The organism is Burkholderia sp. 3C (genome assembly GCF_054589155.1).
On record NZ_BAAILN010000125.1, the window covers coordinates 110,759 to 128,764 of the forward strand.

Genomic DNA, 18,006 nt, shown 5'->3' on the forward strand with positions numbered 1-18,006 from the left:
CGCCATGACAACAGCAACGATGACTTCAAAGGGCCAGGTCACGATCCCGGTGGACGTGCGCAATCAGCTTGGTCTGGAGTCCGGCGACCGGATCGAATTCAGCTTCAACGAGGCGACCGGCCGGTATGAGGTCTATCCCGCCACGCAATCGCTGGCGTCGCTCAAGGGTATCGTGAAGAAGCCCGCAAAACCGGTGTCGATCGAGGACATGAACATGGCCGTCGCGCAGCAGGGAGCATCTGCGCGATGATCGGACTGGATACGAACGTGCTGGTCCGCTACTTCGCCCAGGACGATGCCGCGCAGTCGAAGAAGGCGACCATGCTGATGGAGTCGCTGTCGGCCGAGCGGCCGGGGTACATTTCGCAAATCGCGCTGGTCGAGGTCGTGTGGGTCCTGGGGCGTTGCTACGGCGTCGAGCGCGAACAGATGAAAAATATCATCGACTCGATGATCGCCACCAAAGAACTGGTGGTCGAAGGTGCGGACACGGTGCGAAAGGCACTTCGCGTTTTCGTCGCGTCGCAGAAGGCGGATTTCGCGGACTGCCTGATCGAGCGGTCGGGGCATGTTGCGGCGTGTGAGTACACGGCTACGTTTGACGTGACGGCCTCGAAGGTCGCGGGGATGCGGTTGATCAAGTGAATCGTGGCGCGAATGGGTAAATGGGAAATGCCAGCTAGGCGGACCTTGATGAGGCATCTCCTCGTGAGGGTAGGGAACCTGCAAAGACTCCCGACAGCCGGCGGTGCATAGCTTATGAACCTCGGCTGAGGGTTTGTCGATTAATGACTCTGACGGCGCGAATTCGCACAGCATCCACGCAACTGAAAATGAGGAGGGGATAGGAATGTCGGCTTCGGCGGTTGTCGCTTCGAGTGCCGTGGCTGTCAGCGGTGTTTCGACGATAGCAACTGGTGGTATTTACGTGGCCCTGATTGGGTTTATCGGGACTGTTTTAGGTGCGGCAATTGCCCAAGGTGTCGCATTGGTGATCGCTCATAGGAATCGCGCTGACGCAACGCGTAGGGATGCTATCAGTCGTGCGTTCGATACAGCGGGATCACATATGGCAATTGTGGCCTTTGACAGGTACATGCAATTTTGCGAAGAGTACACAACACAATTCCGTGAGGTGTTAGCGGGAATAATTCAAACAGGTCCACACAAGAATGCACTCACCTATTCGGCCGAACTTTTGCGCCTTCGTACGCGCTGGTCGCTCTGGGTTCCGGACGACATTAATGCTCTTCTAGAAAAATTCGAGAAAGTACTAAGGCAGATGGGAGCCGATGCGCAGCTATCGGCTTCGGAGCTAGCGGCGAGCGTTCCGAATCGAGCGGAACTTATCAATCGCATGTACAAAGCTTTTTCAGATTTGTTGGCGATGGGGAATTGGAACGGCGAAGAGGCTAACAAAGAAATTGCCGTGGCGACGATGATGAGTCTCCTAAAAGAAACATTGGGTATAGAGCAATTCGGTATCTTGAGGCAACTGACGCTCAACAGCGCGATAGGTGAACTAGGCGGCAGGAAAAGTGCCATTGGTTAGAGCGTGTTATGCACTTTTCTAGCTTATATCGGTCGAGGAGGGATGGAAAAAATGCCACGCTACCCAAGCGATGTAACGGATGAAGAATGGGACTTCGTGGCGCCCTATCTGACCTTGATGAAAGAGGACGCACCGCAGACAATATGAACTGCGAGAGCTGTACAACGCATTGCGCTGGCTGGCGCGCGCGGGAGCGCCGTGGCGATTACTGCCGACCAATTTTCCACCGTGGGAAGCTGTTTATCAGCAGACACAACGATGGCTTCGCGCCGGGTGTTTTGAAGCGATGACCGATGACCGACGATCTACGCTCGATCATTCGCGTCGCGCAGGCGCGCCAGGGCCAACCCAGCGCGGTCATTCTCGATGGGCGCACGCTTCAATCCACATGCAAGAGCGGTCCGCGCGCAGGATACGACTGTTGCAAACGCAAGCATGGCAGCAAAACGCATATTGCTGTCGACACATTGGGACATTTGTTGGCCGTGTACATCACGCCAGCCGACGAGCAAGAGCGCGCTCAGGTCCAGGAACTAGCGCAACAAGTCCAGCAAGCCACGGGAAAAACGGTGAAACTCGCTTTCGCAGATCAGGGCTACACCGGCAAGGATGCGGCAGCGGCCGCGAGAGTCGAAGGCATCGAGTTGCAGGTGGTCAAACTACCCGAGGCGAAGAAAGGCTTTGTGCTTTTGCCGCGACGCTGGGTGGTCGAACGTAGCTTCGGCTGGCTCAATTGCTTTCGCAGGCTGGCGCGTGACTGCGAGCGTCTGCCTGAAACTCTGGCTGGTTTGCACTTCGTCGTCTTTGTCTCGCTGATGATCGCTCGCGCTGCCCAGTATTTTTGAATGTGCATAACAGGCATCTAAGTGATGCAAGCCAACCGCTACGCGCTTAATGCGCCGAGTGCCGGACCCACGAACTCCAGCGCGACGCGCTTGGCTAATCGGTGGGGCAGACAGCCAGTAGGAGTAGATGCGCCCCCGCTCCCGCCCCTTGATCTCCCTCCACCTCCGTTCCCCCTCGACACCGCCGCGCCCCGCCGACCGCCTATACTTCCGGAAGCCGGGCTTCCCGTCTCGATTTTGCAGACGGCATTCTGCCGTCGTCACAACGGTACTCAGCATGTCCAGCATTCGGAAAAACCCGCCTGAAACATCCCGTTCCTCCGTCGCGCAGCGGCTCGGCGGCGTGGCCCGCTCGCGTCGCACGAAGCGTGTGGCGCTCGGTATCGTCGCGTTCCTGGCCGTGTTCGGCCTGCTCGGTTTCTTCGCCGCGCCGCCGCTGATCCGCCATCTCGCCGAACAGCAACTGAGCCGCCAGCTCGACCGCCCGGCCAGCATCGCGCGCATCTCGCTGAACCCCTACACGCTGCGGCTCGAGGCCGACGGCGTACACCTCGGCGAGCGCAGCGGCCAGGGTTCGTTCGTCGATATCGGCAAGCTCACCGTGCGCGCGGCGTGGTCGTCGCTGCTGCGCGGCGCGCCGATCGTCGACGAAGTGCGCATCGATTCCCCGCGCTTCCATATCGTTCGCTACGACGCGCAACGCTTCAATTTCAGCGATATCGTCGACAAGTTCTCGAAGCCCTCTTCCACGCCATCGTCGTCGGGGCCGGCGCGCTTCTCGGTGTCGAATATCCAGGTGACGAACGGGCGCATCGATTTCGACGACCGTCTGCTCGGCGCCGCGCACACGATCGATCAATGGTCGCTCGGCGTGCCGTTCGTCGCCACGCTGCCGTCCAAGACGAACATCTTCGTGCAGCCCACGCTGAAGTTGCGCCTCGATGGCAGCCCGATCGCGGTCGACGGCAAGACCAAGCCGTTCGCGCAGTCGCGCGAGTCGGAAATCAACCTGAAGTTCGACGGCCTCGATGTGCCGAAGCTGCTGTCCTACGCGCCGGCCAAGCTGCCGGTGGAGGTTACGTCGGGCCGGCTGTCGAGCGACCTGGCCGTGCGCTTCTCGATCGACGGCGATGCGCCCGCGCTGCGCGTGTCGGGCACCGTCGATCTGGCCGATGCGAACGTGACCGATCCGGCTGGCCGGCCGTTGTTCGCGGCGCAGCAATTGCATCTGGACGCCGCGTCGCTCGAACCGCTGCGCAACGTGCTGCATTTCAGCGAAATTCGTCTCGTGAAGCCGGTCGTCACGTTGTCGCGTGATGCGGCGGGCGTGTTGAACGTGCAGAAGCTGGCGGCGTCGCAGCCAGGCAGCGGGGCCGACAAGCCGGTGGCGGCGTCGGCCGGTGCGGCCAGCGCAGCCGCCGCGACGAAACAGGCGGCCAAACCCCAGCCGCTCGACCTCACGGTGGCGCGTCTCGCGATCGACGACGGCACGATCCACGTCAGCGATGCGTCGGTCGCGCCCGCCGCCGCGCTCACGCTGGCGAACCTCAAGACCACGTTGTCCGGTTTCACGCTGCAGGGCCGGCAGCCGGCGAAGTTCTGGGTGTCGACCACGCTGGCGCAGGGCGGCGCGTTCAGCGCGGCCGGGGCGTTCAGCCTTACGCAGCAGCAGGCGGGCGGCCATCTGACGCTCGACGCGCTGGCGCTGCCGGCGCTCGCGCCGTATCTGTCGGGTGCGACCTCGGCCAAACTGATCGACGGCAAGCTCGGTGCGTCGGTCGATGCGTTCGCCGATTGGTCGAAGACGCCGTTCGCGGCGAACGTCGGGCCGAGCACGCTGACGCTGAGCGCGCTGAAGGTCGGCGCGCCGTATGCGAAGGCCCCGGTGCTGACGTTGCAGAAGGCGACGGTGAACGTGCAGCGCATCGACGTCGCGGCGCGCAATGCTGACATCGCCAGCGTCGACGTGAACGGCCTCGCCGTGGATGCGGCGCGGCTCAAGAACGGCGATATCGACCTGGCCTCGCTGGTCGCTCCCGCCAAGCCCGCACGGCCGGCCGCGAACGCCAAGGGCGGTAATGCCACCGCCTCCGAGCCGTGGCATTACCGCATCGGAGAACTGAATCTGACCGATTCGAAGGCCGGCTTCACCGATCTGTCCACGCCGCGCCCGGTCAAGCTGGCGCTCGCGCCGCTGCAGGCGAAGATCGGGCCGATCACCGACGACCTGTCGAAGCCGCTGCCGCTCTCGCTGCGCACCACGCTGAATCGCAAGGGCACGTTCGCGGTCACGGGCGACATCACGGCCACACCGCTCGACGCGCATCTGCGCATCGACGGCAACCGGCTCGACGCGGCGGCCTTCGAACCGTATTTCGGCGGCGCGCTGAATGCCACGGTCGCGAGCGCGCTGCTCAATGCGAAAGGCAATCTCGCCGTGTCGCAAAACAAGGCGGCGACGAAGGCGGCTTATCGCGGCGACGTCGCGCTGGTCGACGTGCGGATGCTCGACAAGGCCACCTCCGATCCGTTCGCGGGCTGGCGCTCGTTGGCGCTGTCGAACCTGAAGGCGAACTACGACAGCGCGCAGGGCGTGGATGTCGATGCCGCGCGGGTGACGTTCGCGAACTTCTACGGCCGCGTGCTGCTCGATGCGCAGGGGCGCCTGAATCTCAGCGACGTGGTGGCCAAGCAAACCGGCCCGGCGCAATCGCTGACCCGCGACGCGAGCGGCGCGGAGCCGGTGCCGCTGTCGCCCGGGGCAGCGAGTGCGGCGTCAGCTACGGCATCGGCCGTCGCGGCGGCGAGCGCGCAGCCGGCGTCGGGGGCTGCGTCGAAAGCGGCGGTTACCGCCGCCGCAACGAACGCCGCCAGCGCGCCGCTGCCCGCCTCGGTGCCGGTCGTGGTCAAGGCGGCCGAGCCGCCGAGCCAGCCGGTGCGGATGCGCTTCGGCGAGCTGGTGCTGCAAGGCGGCCGGGTCACTTACACCGACAACTTCATCAAGCCGAACTACACGGCCGATCTGATCGACATTCAGGGCACGGTGGGCGCATTCGGCACCGAATCGCGCGACAGCGCGCCGGTGGACATCGCGGCCGGCCTCGAGGGCAACGGCCCGATCTCGATCAAGGGCTCGGTGAATCCATTGATCGCGAAGCCGGCGCTGGACCTGACGGCCTCGGCGCACGGCATCGAGCTGACCAACCTCACGCCGTACTCGACCAAGTACGCGGGTTATCCGATCACGAAGGGCAAGCTCAATGTCGATCTGCATTACCAACTGGCGAACGACCAACTGAGCGCCAACAACCACATCTTCATCGACCAGCTCACGTTCGGCGATCACATCGACAACGACACGGCCACGCGCTTGCCGGTGCGGCTCGCGATTTCGCTGCTGAAGAATTCGCGCGGCGAGATCGACGTGAACATTCCGGTGTCGGGGTCGCTGTCGAGCCCCGAGTTCAGCGTGAGCGGGTTGATCTGGCATGCGGTGCTGAACCTGCTGAAGAAGGCCGTCACCTCGCCGTTCTCGCTGCTGGCCAGCGCGTTCGGTGGCAATGGCGAGGAACTGGGCTACGTCGAATTCGCGCCGGGCCTCGCCACGCTGACGGACGCTTCGAAGCAGAAGCTCGACACGATCTCGAAGCTGCTGGCCCAGAAGCCGTCGGTCCGGCTCGATCTGACTGGCCGCGTCGATCCCGCGCGCGACCTGCCGGGCCTGCGCGAAGCCTATGTCGAACGGCTGGTGCGTCAGCAGAAGCTGAAGGGGGTGGTGGGGCAGGGCGAGAGCGTCGATCCGATGACAGTCAAGGTCGCGCCGGACGAATACCTCAAATACCTGACCGAAGCCTACAAGGCGGCCGATTTCAAGAAGCCGCGCAACCTGATCGGCATGCAGAAGACGCTGCCCGAGGCCGACATGAAGCAGGCGCTCGAAGCGCACGCGCCGGCCGACGACGCCGGCCTGCGCGCCCTCGCCCAGCAGCGCGCCCAGGCCGTGCGGCAGTATCTGGATGGCAAGGTCGATCCGGGCCGCATGTTCATCGTCGCGCCGAAGCTCGATGCGAAGGGCATCGAAGACAAGGGCGCGACCACACGTGTGGATTTCGGCCTGCAGTAAGCACGGCGGCCTGCATCGCGAGCGCGGGCGGGCGGCCGGTTGATACGGGGCCGGAAGAAAAACCGGCTCGCCATGAAAAACGCCCGCGCATGCGCGGGCGTTGTCTATTGCGGCGGCTCGGCGGCGGCAACTGCCGCTACCGTGGCACGAACACCGTTCAATGCGCGTCGGCCGAAGCCGGTTCGCGCTTGGCGAGTTCCTTGCGCGCGGCGAGCGGAATGCGCGGGTCGTCCCAGGTACTCAGCCATTCGATCTCCTTCGCGGTGAAGATCTGGCCGTGATTGCGCAGCGTGTATTGCAGCGAATCGATGATGTGATTGCGGATGATTTCCGGCGTGCGCGTGTCGTCGAGCACGGAGCGGAACGCCTCTAGCGTGGCCATCGTCGGGCTCCGGTGAAGTCAGGGATAACCCTGTTATCGCACGTCAATAGTCGTTCGCCAAGCCGAAAAAAATTGTCTGAGGCATAGGGGGGCGAATGCGTGCCGCAGCGCGCCTCAGCGCAACAGCTTGCCGGCCGCCTTGCCGCGCGCGAGGACCCAGCCGTTCAGCCCGGCGCACAGCACCAGCAGTGCACTGGTCACGAAGAACACCGCGTGCAGGCCCACGTGCGCGCCGATCTGGCCGCCGAGCAGCGGCCCGACGACCTGACCCGAAAATTGCGCCGATTGCAGGTAGCCGAGCACGCTGCCTGAGGAATGCTCGTCCACGGCGTGCCGCACCAGCTTGGCGATCGACGGCAGCAGCCCCGCCAGCGACATGCCCATCGCGCCGCGCAACAGCGCCAGTTGCCACCAGTGCGTGACGAACGCCTGCGGCAGCATCACGAGGCCGGTCACGAGCAGGCAGCCGATGATGACCGGCCAGCCGCCCACCCGGTCGGCCAGGCCGCCGAGCCGTGGCGCGGTCAGCATGCTGCCGAACGCCGAGGCGGCCATCACGATGCCGGCGGTACGCGCCAGCTCGCCGTGCGGCACGCCGAGCTGGCCGATATACACGGTGATGATCGGCTCGATCGACATGTTCGCCAGCAACACCATCATCGCCGTGAGCAGCAGCACGCCGAGCGCGGCGCGGCGGCCGGTGTCGGCCTGGGCGCCCGCATTTGCGCCGCGCGACGCCTTGGGGCGCACGTCGCGGCTGCGGTCGAAATCCTCGCGCACCAGCAGGATCGTCGCGGCGGCGGCCACCGCGATCACCGCGCCGCCCACGAAGAACGTGCCGCGAATGCCGACCAGCGCCGGCAGGAAGCCGCCCACCAGCGGCCCGATCAGGTTGCCGGCCAGCGCACCGGTGGACAGCACGCCGAGCGCCCAGCCGGCGCGCTCGCGCGGCGCCTGGGTGCCGACCATCACGATCGACGCCGATGCATAACCGCCGATCAGCCCGGCCGCGAGCCGCAGCGCCACGAGCTGCGTGATGCTGTGGGCCACGCCGATCAGCGACATCACCACCGCCATGCCGATCGCGGCGCGGATCAGCATCGGCTTGCGGCCGTAGCGGTCGGCGAGCCGGCCCCACAGCGGCGCGGTGATCGCCGTGCCGAAGAAGGTCGCGCCGAACGCCACGCCCGACCATTGCACCACGGCGGCCGGCGATGCCACGCCGAGCTGCTCGACGTACAGCGGCAGGAACGGCAGCAACATGCTGAGGCTGACCAGCGTGGTGAACGAGCCGAACACGCAGACGGCGAGATTGCGCTTCCAGTAGCGCGCGTTGCGCTCGGCATAGCCGCCCGCGCTCGCGCCGGCGGGCGCGGCGGTCGGTTCGGGGCGAGGTGCGGGCGTGGCGGCGGGGCGGGACATGGGGGCGGATCTCCAGGGCCGGTCGGAAGATGGAATGACGGTAGGCGGCGAATCAGTCGCGGCGCGCGGTGGCGGCGGCGACGATATCGATCGCCAGCGCCAGGATCATTGCGGCGGCACCGATCACGAACAGCACGCGGTAGTCGCCGCCGCTGTGCGAGAACACGAACGACAAGCCGTAGGCGGCCAGCGCCTGGCACAGCGCGAAGCCGACCGTGGCGGTGCGCCATGCCGGGTCCTGCTGCGCGGGATGATGGGCGAGCAGCTCGTGCAGGCGGCCGAGCATCAGCGGCACGGTGCCGGTCACGAACGCTCCCACCACCACGCTCGACAGCATCAGCCACACGGCGCCCAGGCCGAGCGCCGGGATCGCCACGCCGCCGATTTCGAGCACGAAGGCGAGCCGCAGCGCGTTGCCGAAGCCGATCCGGTCGGCGAGCGCGCCGGCCAGCACCGGCCCGAGCGTCGCGCCGATGCCGAACAGCACCCAATATTGCGCGCCGACCTGCAGGCTCTGGCCGAGCCCGCGCGTCACGTAATCGACCAGGAAGATCATGTGCGGCACCCAGCCGGCCGCGTTCAGCGCGTATTCGGCGTAGAGCGCGCGCAGCGTGCGCGTGGCCTTGACCGGGCGATGCTGCACCGGCCTGGCGTGCTGCGCGGCGTCGCGCGGCCAGCCGGTCCAGCCGATCGCGGTCAGCGCCAGCGACAGCACGCCGAGGCCGAGCCACGCATCCTGCAGGCTGCGTTGCAGCAGCAGCGGCACCACGGTGCCCGAGGCGATCACGCCGACGCCCACGCCCATGAAGATCACGCCGCCCGCCAGCCCGCGCCGCGCCGCCGGCACATGCTGGAGCACGGTGGGCGCGGCCAGCACCATCAGCGCGCCGCCGGCCACCCCGGCCAGGAAGCGCCATGCGAAGAACCAGCCGAACGACACCGGAAACGCGCAGGCCGCGAACGCGAGCGTCGCCAGCAGCATCATCGCGCGCAGCGTGGTGGTCACGCCGAATTTCGCGGCGGCCTGGCGGCCCGCCAATGCGCCGGCCAGATAACCGGCCAGGTTGGCGGCGCCCAGATAGGCGGCGAGCGCGGGCGCGAACCAGTGCGCATCGACGATCGCCGGCAGCAGCGGCGTGTACGCGAAGCGCGCCAGCCCGATGCCGATCAGGCTGGCGCAGAAGCCGGACAGGGTGGCCCGGGCGACGCTCACGCCGCGCGCCGCGCGCGTGGCGTGAGCGGAGGAGTCGGCGGCGCGATGCATGGCAGGGGTTCCTTCACTCGATTCGATAGCGGGAGGTTACGCGCCATCACCAATCCACAGAACTGAATTGTCGAGATAGGGGCTATCTTCAATTCAGATAGCTGTTATGCTGAATTCTCGTTTCCCGGCGCGCCGGGCGCGTCGCTACAATCGTGGCGTCGATCATCCTTTGCGGCGGCATGGCCGTCATCGATCATGGACCTGGCCGATCTCAAGACTCTCGAAGCCGTTGCCCGCCACGGCAGCATGAACAAGGCGGCGGCCGAACTGCACACCGTGCAGTCGAACGTCACCGCGCGCATCCGCTCGCTGGAAGACGAACTCGGCGTGACGCTGTTCCAGCGCCATGCGCGCGGCGTGACCGTCACACCGGCCGCGCAGCGGATGCTGCCGTTCGTCGGCAAGATCGCGCAGTTGGTGTCCGAGGCGCGCTCGGCGGCCACCGACACCGGCGAGCCGTCCGGCACGCTCACGCTCGGCACGCTCGAAACCACCATGGCGCTGCGCCTTTCGCCGCTGCTGACCGAATTCGCACGCACCTGGCCCGATGTGCGGCTGGTCGTCAGTTCGGGCACCACCGCAGGGCTCATGCAGGACGTGATCGACTACCGGCTCGACGGCGCGTTCGTGGCCGGCCCGGTCAAGCATCCGGCGCTGTATGTCGAGCCGGTGTTCGCGGAAGAGCTGGTGCTCGTCACCAGCCCCGCGATCCGTTCGCTGAAGGAACTGGCCGGCCAGCGCGACCTGAAGACGGTGGTGTTCCAGGCCGGTTGCTCGTACCGGCAGCGGCTCGACGCGTTCCTGACCGGGATCGGCGTGGTGGTGGCGAAGCCGCTCGAATTCGGCTCGCTCGACGCGATCGTCAACTGCGTGTCGGCCGGCGTGGGCATCACGCTGCTGCCGAAGGGCGTGGTGGCCGACGCGGCCACCTCGGGCGACGTGGCGCTGCACCGCTTGCCGCGCGAGCTGGCGCACGTCGAAACCATGTTCGTGCGCCGTGAGGATACCTATGTATCGAGTGCGATGACGGCGTTCCTGGAGATGGCCAAGCGCATCTACCGGCAATCGATGCTGCCGCCGGGCCGGGTGCGGCGCGCTGCCGAGCCGCACACCACGGCCGCCTAGGCGCCCGGCGCGGCCTGCCGATTACCTCGCATGTAATTGGCCGGCCGTGCCCGCGACCCTAAGCTGGGTTCATCGCGCGGCAGCCCCGCCGCGCGGCGAACCCAGGAGTCACCATGTCCCACTTTCCCGTTCATACGCTTGCCTCGGCGCCGCCCGCTTCGGTGGCCGCCCTCGAACAACTGCATGCCGCGTTCGGTACGATTCCCGCGATCGCTGGCGCGATGGCGGGCTCGCCCGTGTTGCTCAACGGCTTCGTCGGCCTGTTCGCCAGCGTGCATGCGGGCAGCTTTTCGGAAGCCGAGATCCAGACGCTGCTGCTGACCAACGCCGTCGCCAACCGTTGCGAATGGGCGGTGGCGTTCCATAGCGCGCTGGCGCTGCAGCAGGGCGTACCGCAGGTCGATGTCGATGCGATCCGCGCGGGCGGCGCATCCGGCGATGCACGGGCTCACGCGCTCTCGACGTTTGCGCGGCGGCTGATCGAGACGCGCGGCCGCATCGAGCACGCCGAGCTGCAACGCTTTCTCGACGCCGGTTTTGCGCCCGCCCAAGTGCTCGAAACGATCGCCGTGGTGGCCGCCTCGACCGTCACCAACTACACGGGCAGCGTCGCGCAGCCGCCGCTCGATGCGCCGTTCGACGCCCATCGCTGGCACGCCCCGGCGTAAGCCGGTATCGTGCGGGCATCGCTTCGCAGGACTGATCGATATGGATTTCATCGCCTCCGCGCCTAAGAAACGCCCGCCGACCGCGCTCGGCGACTTGCTGCGCCATTGGCGCGACGTGCGCGGCGTGAGCCAGCTCGATCTGTCGTACGAGGCCGGCGTGTCGCAGCGGCAGATCAGCTTCATCGAGAGCGGCCGCAGCGTGCCGGGGCGGCAGACGCTGCTCGATCTCGCGCAAACGCTGGACGTGCCGCTGCGCGAGCGCAACGGCCTGCTGCTGGCGGCCGGCTATGCGCCGCTGTTTCCCGAGACGGCGTGGAATGCGCAGGAGATGCAGGCCGTCACGCGCGCCGTCGACCGGATGCTGCGGCAGCACGAGCCGTTTCCCGCCATCGCGATGGACCGCTACTGGAACGTATTGAGCACCAACGCCGCCGCGCCGCGCCTGTTCGGGCGCTTCGTCGATCTGGCGGCGCGCCCGAGCCCGCGCAACCTGTTGCATCTGCTGTTCGATCCGCAGGGCTTGCGGCCCTTCGTGCACGACTGGCCGCAGGCGGCCTGCGCGATGCTGCAACGCGTGCAGCGCGAGGCGGTAGGGAACGTCGTCGACGGCGGCACGCGGCAATTGCTCGATGCCTTGCTCGCGTATCCCGGCGTGCCTGCAGATTGGCGGCTGCGCAGCGCGCCCGCGCAGTCGGCGGCCGTGCCGGTGATTCCGATCGGTTTCGAGGTCGATGGCCGCGTGGTCGAATACTTCTCGATGGTGGCCACCGTCGGCACGCCGCAGAGCATCGCCGCGCAGGAGTTGCGCATCGAGAGCATGTTTCCGGCGAACGATGAAACGGAGGCATGGCATCTCGCGCAGATGGCGGGGTGATCGCCGCGCGCCACCAATGACAACACCCCGAAGGCCGGACTCGCGTCCGACGCTTCGGGGTGCAGATGACATCAGCGGCCGCGATTCAGCCGCTTATCGGCGCCGCGCGCTCAGGCTTTCTTTTGCAGGCGGAACGCGTGCAGCAGCGGCTCGGTATAACCGCTCGGCTGCTCGCGGCCTTCGAACACGAGCGCGGTGGCGGCCTTGAACGCGAGCGACTTGTCGAAGTCGGGCGCCATCGGCTGATAGCTCGGGTCGCCGGCGTTCTGCTTGTCGACCACGCTTGCCATGCGCTCCAGCGTTTCGCGCACCATCTCCGGCGACACCACGCCGTGGCGCAGCCAGTTCGCGATGTGCTGGCTCGAAATGCGCAGCGTCGCGCGGTCTTCCATCAGGCCGACGTTATGGATGTCGGGCACCTTCGAGCAGCCGATGCCCTGATCGACCCAGCGCACCACGTAACCGAGAATGCCCTGCGCATTGTTCTCGACTTCGCTGCGGATTTCGTCCTCGCTCCATTCGGCCTTCGCGACGACCGGAATCGTCAGCAGGCCGCTCAGCAGTTCGTCGCGCAGGCTTGCAAGGTCGGTCTTTTCCAGTTCCTTCTGCACCGCCTGCACGTCGATCTCGTGATAGTGCAGTGCGTGCAGCGTGGCGGCGGTCGGCGACGGCACCCAGGCGGTGTTCGCGCCGGCCTTCGGATGCGCGATCTTCTGTTCGAGCATCGCGTGCATCAGGTCCGGCATCGCCCACATGCCCTTGCCGATCTGCGCGCGACCGCGCAGCCCGGCCGCGAGGCCTGCCAGCACGTTGCTGCGCTCGTAGGCGGCAATCCACTTGCTCGACTTGATGTCGCCCTTGCGCATCATCGGGCCGGCTTCCATCGAGGTGTGCATTTCGTCGCCGGTGCGATCGAGGAAGCCCGTGTTGATGAACGCGACGCGTTCCGACGCCTGCGCGATACACGCTTCGAGGTTCACGCTGGTGCGGCGCTCCTCGTCCATGATGCCCATCTTGATGGTGTTGCGCGGCAGGCCGAGCAGGCTCTCGATGCGCCCGAACAGCTCGCTGGCGAACGCCACTTCGGCCGGGCCGTGCATCTTCGGCTTGACGATGTAGATCGAGCCGGTGCGCGAGTTGAGCTTGTGGGTGCGGTCATGCAGCGCGCACAGCGTGGTGACGACGCCGTCGAGAATGCCTTCCGGGATCTCGTGGCCTTCCTGATCGACCACGGCCGGGTTCGTCATCAGGTGGCCGACGTTGCGGATGAACAGCAGCGAGCGGCCATGCAGCGTGACGGTGTCGCCGTTCGTTCCGGTGTACTGCCGGTCGGCGTTGAGGCGGCGCGTGAACGTCTTGCCGCCCTTCGACACTTCTTCCGTGAGATTGCCCGCCATCAGGCCGAGCCAGTTGCGATAGAGCTGGACCTTGTCGTCGGCGTCCACCGCCGCGACCGAATCCTCGCAGTCGATGATGGTGCTGACGGCCGCTTCCATCAGCACGTCCTTCACGTGGGCGGAATCGGTCTTGCCGATCGAATCGTTGGCGTCGATCTGGATTTCGAAATGCAGGCCGTGGTGCTTGAGCAGGATGGCCGACGGCGCGGCGGCGTCGCCCTGGAAGCCGATCAACTGGGCCGGGTCTTTCAGGCCGGTGGTGCTGCCGTTCAGTTCAACGAACAGTTTGCCGTTCTCGATGCGATAGCTGGTGGAATCGGCGTGCGTGCCGTGCGCGAGCGGCGCGGCCTGATCGAGAAAGCGGCGAGCGAAGGCGATGACCTGCGCGCCGCGCTTCGGATTGTATTGGGCGGAGCGCTCGGCGCCGTTGGAATCGGGGATCGCGTCGGTGCCGTACAGTGCGTCGTACAGGCTGCCCCAGCGTGCGTTGGCGGCGTTCAGCGCATAGCGCTGGTTCGACAGCGGCACCACGAGTTGCGGGCCGGCCTGTTCGGCGATCTCGATATCCACGTTCGCCGTGGTGGCCTTCGAGCTGGCCGGCGCCGGCACGATGTAGCCGATGCTTTCGAGGAAGCTGCGGTAGGCGTTCAGGTCCGACACCGGGCCGGGATGCTCGCGGTGCCACGTATCGAGTTCCGCCTGGAGGCGGTCGCGCTCGGCGAGCAGTGCGCGGTTTTTCGGCGCCAGTTCATGCACGAGGGCCGCAAAGCCGCGCCAGAAATTATCCGCCGCGATACCGGTGCCGGGCAGGGCTTCGGTTTCGATGAATTGCGCGAGATTCTCGGCAACGCGAAGGCTGTCGCGCTGGGTCATGTCCGTCATGGTCTGCTCCTGAAAGAAAAATCGGTTGGGGCGCCGCGGTCGGTCGGTGGGAAGCGGCGGCGATGCGTCTCGGGGCGAGTCGGGCCAGGGCTTGGGGCGGGGCCCGCTCAGGCGAGGGCGGCGGCGCCGGCCTTTGCGATCTGCGAATCTTCGGCCGGCTTCACGCCCGACACGCCGATGGCGCCCACCACGTGGCCGTCCACGATCAGCGGCACGCCGCCTTCGAGCGTGGTCAGGATCGGCGCGGTGACGAATGCCGTGCGGCCACCGTTGACCATGTCTTCGTAGCCCTTCGATTCGCGGCGGCCCAGCGCCGAGGTGCGCGCCTTGCCGATCGAGATTTCCGCGCCGATCGGCGCGCAGCCGTCGAGGCGCACCATGCCGAGCAGGTGGCCGCCGTCATCGACGACGGCGATCGACACGGCCCACTTGTTGGCTTCGGCTTCCGCGCGGGCGGCGGCGAGAACCCGGGTTGCGTCTTCAAGGGCGATGAACGGCTTGGTCTGCATATTGAGGATTCCTGTCTGGATATGTATGGTGTCGGCGCATTCGGCATACTGCGGACTGCGAACGGGTTGGGCGCGGCGGTTCTGGCTGCGCGGCGACCCGCTTGCCACGGTCAAGACAGCAGGTCGGAATCGACCCACGCTCTGCAACGGGGCGGAGGAAACGTATGCGTTTCTGCGTGATGGACGATTCTATCGCGCGACGATTCATGTCTGTGATGGATGTTATCCAATGTCAGGTACAAGGACTTTTTACTTTTTGTTATGGAATCGATATCCATGGCAAGCTGAGTTCTAGCGGCCGCCGCTCCGTATCGGCCGTATTCCGCTGCTTTTTCCCCTACCGCACCGGTCGTCATCACCGATCGTTTGCCGCCTTGTCTTCGCGGCGACAAACACAGGCCATACTGTGTGCACCGGCTTGTCGCGTTGAGCCGTATTCAAATCCGGCAACCGATTCCCACCGGGAGGTCAACATCATGGAAAACGATCAGGCTGCCTATGGCGGCCGCACCGGCGCACCCGAATCATTGCAGGCGCTGGCCGAATACCTGGAGCGCGCGCTCGACAAGGCCACCAGCGTCGTGATGATGCGTCACGCGCCGGACGTCTGCACCGTGTATCTGGGCGATCCGGCCGAACCGCGTGAAGAATTGAAAAAGATCGGCACGATTGCCGTCTCACTTGCCGACGATATGCTCGGTTTGACTTCGTCGGGCGGCAATGACATTCGAATTGGCGATCAGCCTTACCGTTTCGTTCGCAGCTTTACCCAGATGGACGGCATGGCTGCCGTGGTCTTTTCTGCATAGGATTGATTGAACGGCGATTCAATGTGGTTGATCCGGTGTTACGGATTCCTTTAAAACGCTTTCCACCTCGAAAACATTGCGCCGGCATCGCCAATTTTCATCCGAATCCGAATGAAAATTGGCGATGCCGGATTCGATTGCCAGGCGATTCATGCCAGGGATCACGAGCCAATGTGGCGCATCGCGCACCGCACCAATGCACCGGATGTTGGCGTATGGCGTTTATCAAGGGTTATACTGCCGACGAGCGATGACGGGATTGCTCAATCGTTTCAATTGCACGAAAAAATGGGAGTCATAAAATGGCAGAAAATTACAAGGCACTGAAAGCGCAACTCGACGCACTCCAGGAGCGCACCGAAGCCGCACGCGTTACCGAACTGGACGCCGTGATCGCGCAAATCCGTGGCCTGGTTGCCGAGTTCGGCATTACCGAAGATCAGATTTACGGCCGCAAGCGCGCGTCGAAATCGAACAAGGCCGCCAAGCCGGCCAGCACGGTTGAAGCGAAATACCATAATCCGAAGACCGGTGAAACCTGGTCGGGCCGTGGCCGCGCACCGCTGTGGATTCGCGATGCAAAGAACCGCGACCGCTTCCTGATCGCGAAATAAGCCGTTTAAAAGCATGGCTTGCGCATCATTGAACGATGCGCGAGGCTTCCCCGCGCCGCTCGGCGCGGCGGGAAGCCGGAACGCCTTCGCTGCGTTCCTTGCACCGGCCGTTCGTGCCGGTGTTCCATTCCCTCCTCGTTGTACCGCTTTAAGCTTTCTTCGCCGTTCCTTCGTTGTTTCTTAGTCGTTTGATGCCGATGTCTTTCTGTCGAATCAGGCGGCCCGGCCACGTTCGCGGGAAAGATGGTCGATGCATATACATCGGCTTTAATGGCGCTGTGATGTCGAGTCGAGACGACGTCGATTTCATGTGGCGCCGTAATGTTCAGATGTACTGAATTTAAGTCTGGAGATCGATCGCGTCGTTTGCACGTGCCGGCTTGGCATGCGCGTGGCTTGGCGCGACCGGGCGTTGACGACGCTGTTGCAGAGGTGGTGTCGTGGTGAGACGAATGAGCATGATTAAGCGAAAATTGAGTATTAAATAACTCTGGTTGGACGCCTAAACTGGCTTCACCGTCACAGCCGTGACGAACCGCTCAAACCGAAACCCGAAGCAGGAGAAGCCACCATGTCCCGTCTGTCCACGATCGCCCCCGCCGATGCCACCGGCACCACCGCCGAAGTGTTCACGAAGATCCGCAAGGCTGTCGGCAAGGTGCCGAACGCCTACGCGACGATCGGCACCCATCACCCGGAAGCGCTGTCCGCCATGCTGGGTATCGACGCGCTCCTCGCGGGCGGCACGCTGACGAAGGCCGAGATCGAAGCAGTCAAGCTGGCCGTCAGCGAAAACGCCGGCTGTGATTACTGTCTCGCCGCGCACACGCTGGCCGGCAAGTACGCGGGCTTGTCGCCCGACACGATGCGGCAGGTGCGCGCCGGCCAACCAACCGGTGACGACCGCCGCGACGCGCTGGTTCGCTTCGTGCGCACGCTCGTGACGACGCGCGGCACGGTGCCCGCCGACGCGTTCGACGCCTTCATCGCGGCCGGCTTCACCGAGCGGCAGGTGATCGAGGTGAGCCTGACGATCGCCGCGATCACGTTCACGAACCTCGTGAACCGCAGCAACGACACGACGCTCGATTACCCGGCCGCCGCACCGATCGAAGCCTGATGCCGCGCAGCAAATGAAACGGGCCGGGGCACGTGGACGTCGTGTCCACTGTGCTCCGCCCCGTTAGTGACCGCTTACTTTTCGGTTTGTCGATCGGCCGGCGGCTTATTGCCCGCGTTGCGCGAGGCCGGCCTGGATCAGTTCGGTCAGCAGGCCCGTCATGCCTTCCGGATGCTCGGCTGCGCGCTTTTGCAGGTCCGCCACCAGTTCCACGTTGAGCTTGCAGGCGAACGGCACGAGGCCCTGCGCCTGTTCGATGCGGCGGCGTTCGCGCCGGTCGAGCGCTGCCGAATCGACCGCACTCTTGCCGAAGGGCGAGGAACCCGTCTGCTTCAGCGGGTTGGTCAGCTTCAATGCCTTGTTCTTTTCTAGATCCGTCTTCTTCATTGCCATCGTCGGCACCACACTCTTTCGTTCAAA

The 18,006-nt window shown here is 65.2% G+C and carries 17 protein-coding genes and 1 pseudogene; 12 read left to right on the top strand and 6 right to left on the bottom strand.

Annotation, left to right across the window (positions count from 1 at the left end):
• The first annotated feature begins 4 nt into the window (after positions 1 to 4).
• The 5 genes and pseudogenes from ACYP33_RS25505 (at position 5) to ACYP33_RS25525 (ending at position 6,520) form a co-directional block, all read left to right on the top strand.
• On the top strand, positions 5 to 250 hold the full coding sequence (locus ACYP33_RS25505; protein WP_414448865.1) for an AbrB/MazE/SpoVT family DNA-binding domain-containing protein: 246 nt from the start codon (positions 5 to 7) through the stop codon (positions 248 to 250).
• Positions 247 to 645 (top strand): PIN domain-containing protein, encoded by a 399-nt coding sequence (locus ACYP33_RS25510; RefSeq protein ID WP_414440419.1) that lies wholly within the window; start codon positions 247 to 249, stop codon positions 643 to 645. Before ACYP33_RS25505 ends, ACYP33_RS25510 begins: the two co-directional genes overlap by 4 nt.
• Before the next feature lie 205 nt (positions 646 to 850).
• Positions 851 to 1,552, top strand: coding sequence for a hypothetical protein (locus ACYP33_RS25515; protein ID WP_414448866.1), 702 nt, complete (start codon positions 851 to 853; stop codon positions 1,550 to 1,552).
• 42 nt (positions 1,553 to 1,594) lie between these two features.
• Positions 1,595 to 2,397, top strand: a pseudogene (locus ACYP33_RS25520) (IS5 family transposase).
• Between the two features lie 277 nt (positions 2,398 to 2,674).
• Complete coding sequence (locus ACYP33_RS25525; protein WP_459624392.1) at positions 2,675 to 6,520, top strand: DUF748 domain-containing protein; 3,846 nt, start codon at positions 2,675 to 2,677, stop codon at positions 6,518 to 6,520.
• A gap of 157 nt (positions 6,521 to 6,677) precedes the next feature.
• Here the strand turns inward: ACYP33_RS25525 and ACYP33_RS25530 are convergent, their stop codons facing one another.
• From ACYP33_RS25530 to ACYP33_RS25540, 3 genes are all read right to left on the bottom strand, one after another.
• Complete coding sequence (locus ACYP33_RS25530; protein WP_414440417.1) at positions 6,678 to 6,902, bottom strand: hypothetical protein; 225 nt, start codon at positions 6,900 to 6,902, stop codon at positions 6,678 to 6,680.
• Positions 6,903 to 7,016: 114 nt separating this feature from the next.
• Positions 7,017 to 8,324, bottom strand: a complete 1,308-nt coding sequence (locus ACYP33_RS25535) for an MFS transporter (protein ID WP_459624393.1) — start codon at positions 8,322 to 8,324, stop codon at positions 7,017 to 7,019.
• A 52-nt stretch (positions 8,325 to 8,376) separates the two neighbouring features.
• Positions 8,377 to 9,588: a YbfB/YjiJ family MFS transporter gene (locus ACYP33_RS25540; protein ID WP_414448869.1), complete on the bottom strand. Its 1,212-nt coding sequence runs from the start codon at positions 9,586 to 9,588 to the stop codon at positions 8,377 to 8,379.
• Positions 9,589 to 9,783: 195 nt separating this feature from the next.
• On the opposite strand from ACYP33_RS25540, the gene ACYP33_RS25545 reads away from it, so the two are divergent.
• From ACYP33_RS25545 to ACYP33_RS25555, 3 genes are all read left to right on the top strand, one after another.
• Entirely contained in the window at positions 9,784 to 10,713 is a 930-nt protein-coding gene (locus ACYP33_RS25545) for a LysR substrate-binding domain-containing protein (RefSeq protein WP_459624394.1), read from the top strand.
• 113 nt (positions 10,714 to 10,826) lie between these two features.
• Complete coding sequence (locus ACYP33_RS25550) at positions 10,827 to 11,381, top strand: carboxymuconolactone decarboxylase family protein (protein ID WP_414448870.1); 555 nt, start codon at positions 10,827 to 10,829, stop codon at positions 11,379 to 11,381.
• A gap of 40 nt (positions 11,382 to 11,421) precedes the next feature.
• Positions 11,422 to 12,255, top strand: a complete 834-nt coding sequence (locus tag ACYP33_RS25555) for a helix-turn-helix domain-containing protein (RefSeq protein ID WP_459624395.1) — start codon at positions 11,422 to 11,424, stop codon at positions 12,253 to 12,255.
• Positions 12,256 to 12,365: 110 nt separating this feature from the next.
• On the opposite strand, the gene ACYP33_RS25560 is transcribed toward ACYP33_RS25555, so the two are convergent.
• Together ACYP33_RS25560 and ACYP33_RS25565 are read right to left on the bottom strand one after the other, a co-directional pair.
• The gene (locus tag ACYP33_RS25560; RefSeq protein ID WP_459624396.1) at positions 12,366 to 14,534 is read right to left on the bottom strand and encodes a malate synthase G; all 2,169 of its coding nucleotides are present in this window, start codon (positions 14,532 to 14,534) and stop codon (positions 12,366 to 12,368) included.
• A 107-nt stretch (positions 14,535 to 14,641) separates the two neighbouring features.
• Positions 14,642 to 15,043, bottom strand: coding sequence for a heme-binding protein (locus ACYP33_RS25565; protein ID WP_459624397.1), 402 nt, complete (start codon positions 15,041 to 15,043; stop codon positions 14,642 to 14,644).
• A 164-nt stretch (positions 15,044 to 15,207) separates the two neighbouring features.
• On the opposite strand from ACYP33_RS25565, the gene ACYP33_RS25570 reads away from it, so the two are divergent.
• The 4 genes from ACYP33_RS25570 (at position 15,208) to ACYP33_RS25585 (ending at position 17,586) form a co-directional block, all read left to right on the top strand.
• Positions 15,208 to 15,852, top strand: a complete 645-nt coding sequence (locus ACYP33_RS25570) for a hypothetical protein (protein ID WP_459624398.1) — start codon at positions 15,208 to 15,210, stop codon at positions 15,850 to 15,852.
• 111 nt (positions 15,853 to 15,963) lie between these two features.
• A complete protein-coding gene (locus tag ACYP33_RS25575; protein ID WP_459624399.1) occupies positions 15,964 to 16,179 on the top strand; it encodes a hypothetical protein in 216 nt (71 codons plus the stop codon).
• Entirely contained in the window at positions 16,155 to 16,466 is a 312-nt protein-coding gene (locus tag ACYP33_RS25580; RefSeq protein ID WP_414442031.1) for an H-NS histone family protein, read from the top strand. The genes ACYP33_RS25575 and ACYP33_RS25580 overlap by 25 nt, the downstream gene beginning before the upstream one ends.
• 571 nt (positions 16,467 to 17,037) lie before the next feature.
• A complete protein-coding gene (locus ACYP33_RS25585; RefSeq protein WP_459624400.1) occupies positions 17,038 to 17,586 on the top strand; it encodes a carboxymuconolactone decarboxylase family protein in 549 nt (182 codons plus the stop codon).
• 105 nt (positions 17,587 to 17,691) lie between these two features.
• Here ACYP33_RS25585 and ACYP33_RS25590 read toward each other — a convergent pair whose 3' ends face one another.
• Positions 17,692 to 17,979 (bottom strand): hypothetical protein, encoded by a 288-nt coding sequence (locus ACYP33_RS25590; RefSeq protein ID WP_414442030.1) that lies wholly within the window; start codon positions 17,977 to 17,979, stop codon positions 17,692 to 17,694.
• Positions 17,980 to 18,006: the final 27 nt, after the last annotated feature.

What these genes read in the sequence shown, in the direction of transcription:
- ACYP33_RS25505 (WP_414448865.1), top strand. Translation starts at nt 5, where the DNA reads ATGACAACAGCAACGATGACTTCAAAGGGCCAGGTCACGATCCCGGTG.
- ACYP33_RS25510 (WP_414440419.1), top strand. Translation starts at nt 247, where the DNA reads ATGATCGGACTGGATACGAACGTGCTGGTCCGCTACTTCGCCCAGGAC.
- ACYP33_RS25515 (WP_414448866.1), top strand. Translation starts at nt 851, where the DNA reads ATGTCGGCTTCGGCGGTTGTCGCTTCGAGTGCCGTGGCTGTCAGCGGT.
- ACYP33_RS25525 (WP_459624392.1), top strand. Translation starts at nt 2,675, where the DNA reads ATGTCCAGCATTCGGAAAAACCCGCCTGAAACATCCCGTTCCTCCGTC.
- ACYP33_RS25530 (WP_414440417.1), bottom strand. Translation starts at nt 6,902, where the DNA reads ATGGCCACGCTAGAGGCGTTCCGCTCCGTGCTCGACGACACGCGCACG.
- ACYP33_RS25535 (WP_459624393.1), bottom strand. Translation starts at nt 8,324, where the DNA reads ATGTCCCGCCCCGCCGCCACGCCCGCACCTCGCCCCGAACCGACCGCC.
- ACYP33_RS25540 (WP_414448869.1), bottom strand. Translation starts at nt 9,588, where the DNA reads ATGCATCGCGCCGCCGACTCCTCCGCTCACGCCACGCGCGCGGCGCGC.
- ACYP33_RS25545 (WP_459624394.1), top strand. Translation starts at nt 9,784, where the DNA reads ATGGACCTGGCCGATCTCAAGACTCTCGAAGCCGTTGCCCGCCACGGC.
- ACYP33_RS25550 (WP_414448870.1), top strand. Translation starts at nt 10,827, where the DNA reads ATGTCCCACTTTCCCGTTCATACGCTTGCCTCGGCGCCGCCCGCTTCG.
- ACYP33_RS25555 (WP_459624395.1), top strand. Translation starts at nt 11,422, where the DNA reads ATGGATTTCATCGCCTCCGCGCCTAAGAAACGCCCGCCGACCGCGCTC.
- ACYP33_RS25560 (WP_459624396.1), bottom strand. Translation starts at nt 14,534, where the DNA reads ATGACGGACATGACCCAGCGCGACAGCCTTCGCGTTGCCGAGAATCTC.
- ACYP33_RS25565 (WP_459624397.1), bottom strand. Translation starts at nt 15,043, where the DNA reads ATGCAGACCAAGCCGTTCATCGCCCTTGAAGACGCAACCCGGGTTCTC.
- ACYP33_RS25570 (WP_459624398.1), top strand. Translation starts at nt 15,208, where the DNA reads ATGCGTTTCTGCGTGATGGACGATTCTATCGCGCGACGATTCATGTCT.
- ACYP33_RS25575 (WP_459624399.1), top strand. Translation starts at nt 15,964, where the DNA reads ATGAAAATTGGCGATGCCGGATTCGATTGCCAGGCGATTCATGCCAGG.
- ACYP33_RS25580 (WP_414442031.1), top strand. Translation starts at nt 16,155, where the DNA reads ATGGCAGAAAATTACAAGGCACTGAAAGCGCAACTCGACGCACTCCAG.
- ACYP33_RS25585 (WP_459624400.1), top strand. Translation starts at nt 17,038, where the DNA reads ATGTCCCGTCTGTCCACGATCGCCCCCGCCGATGCCACCGGCACCACC.
- ACYP33_RS25590 (WP_414442030.1), bottom strand. Translation starts at nt 17,979, where the DNA reads ATGGCAATGAAGAAGACGGATCTAGAAAAGAACAAGGCATTGAAGCTG.